The organism is Citrobacter sp. S46_ASV_140, from assembly GCF_018919545.1.
Lineage (GTDB): Bacteria > Pseudomonadota > Gammaproteobacteria > Enterobacterales > Enterobacteriaceae > Citrobacter > Citrobacter braakii.
Window position 1 is genome coordinate 1 of record NZ_JAHLRC010000264.1, and the last position, 1,290, is coordinate 1,290.

The 1,290-nt window shown below is 51.9% G+C and carries 1 protein-coding gene and 2 pseudogenes; 2 read left to right on the plus strand and 1 reads right to left on the minus strand.

Annotated features, from left to right (window positions below; genetic code table 11):
• Nucleotides 1-237 precede the first annotated feature (237 nt).
• Nucleotides 238-333 (minus strand): annotated as a pseudogene (locus KQJ19_RS24165) (GNAT family N-acetyltransferase); the annotation flags it as partial.
• A 397-nt stretch (nucleotides 334-730) separates the two neighbouring features.
• On the opposite strand from KQJ19_RS24165, the gene KQJ19_RS23630 reads away from it, so the two are divergent.
• Nucleotides 731-1,024, plus strand: coding sequence for a DUF1778 domain-containing protein (locus KQJ19_RS23630; protein ID WP_216404278.1), 294 nt, complete (start codon nucleotides 731-733; stop codon nucleotides 1,022-1,024).
• Nucleotides 1,021-1,290 (plus strand): annotated as a pseudogene (locus KQJ19_RS23635) (GNAT family N-acetyltransferase); the annotation flags it as partial. The gene KQJ19_RS23630 and the pseudogene KQJ19_RS23635, both read left to right, overlap by 4 nt.

Consider the following 1,290-nt stretch of genomic DNA (forward strand, 5'->3'; position numbering starts at 1 on the left):
TCAGAAGTGAAACGCCGTAGCGCCGATGGTAGTGTGGGGTCTCCCCATGCGAGAGTAGGGAACTGCCAGGCATCAAACAAGTGAAGAAGCCCATCCTGCCGGATGGGCTTTTTTGCGTCTGCAGGGAATGAGAACTGCCGGATGCAGCGTACCGTTTTATCCAGCCCATCATGTTGTAACCGGTGTTCAGGCCTGAGAAGCGCAGCACACCAGGCTCTCCCGGCAGCACATTGCCTGCTATCCGTGCACGGGGTTGAGTAACAGGTACTGTCGCTCGAGATCGTCCACTTCTGTACATCCCATCACGTTAAACCCCATCTTCTTATAGAACCCAGATGTCAGCTTGTTAACAGGCACGACTAATCTTACGTATGGATTTTGTGAGGGGTAGAGCAGTAAAGATATTGAGAGATGATCGGTTGGAAAGTATCAGAAACTATAAAAGCAAAAACCCGCCTCTAGGGCGGGTTCTTTAAATAGTGGTGCCCGGACTCGCGAACATTCAGCTACCTATTAAATTGAATTTCATCATAAATCTGCTTTCGGTTTTTTGTCAAGACCCTGAGTCTGACCCCTGTTTTTTCTTCTAAATCAAAATAGTGGGAAAGCTTGTGTGGAAAGGTATCCGGTTCGATCCTCCGGTACGATTCCCTTTAGATATTTCCGTAATGACATCAGCGTTACGTATGGCGTATAATTATTATCCAGAGACACACCAGAGGACAATACCATGCCAGCCGCAAACAGCATGTCTATCAAACGTGAAACGCTGAACCTGCGTATCAAACCCGCCGAGCGCGATCTGATTGACCGTGCGGCAAAGGCTAGAGGGAAAAACCGCACTGATTTTGTGCTGGAAGCCGCCCGTGCCGCAGCCGAGGAAGCACTGATCGAGCAGCGTATCATTATGGCTGGCCCAGAGGCTTATCAGGCGTTTCTTACCCGTCTGGATGACGCGCCTGCGCCAAGCGATGCACTGCGTAAAACCATGCAGACACCTGCGCCGTGGGAGCTGAAAAAGTGACCTCCGCTCCTGAGCCTCTTCGAGCCGGACATATTCTTACCTCGTTCTGCTGTGGCGTGGATTCGATGGATAGCTGGCTGAAACAGCGGGCGATGAAAAATCAGGTCACTGGCGCATCCCGCACTTTTGTATGCTGCGACAGTAATTCTAAGGTGATGGCGTATTACTCGCTGGCCTCCAGCGCCGTAACGACAAACACCGCCCCCGGTCGCTTTCGTCGTAATATGCCCGACCCGATCCCGGTTGTGGTGCTGGGCCGTCTGGCG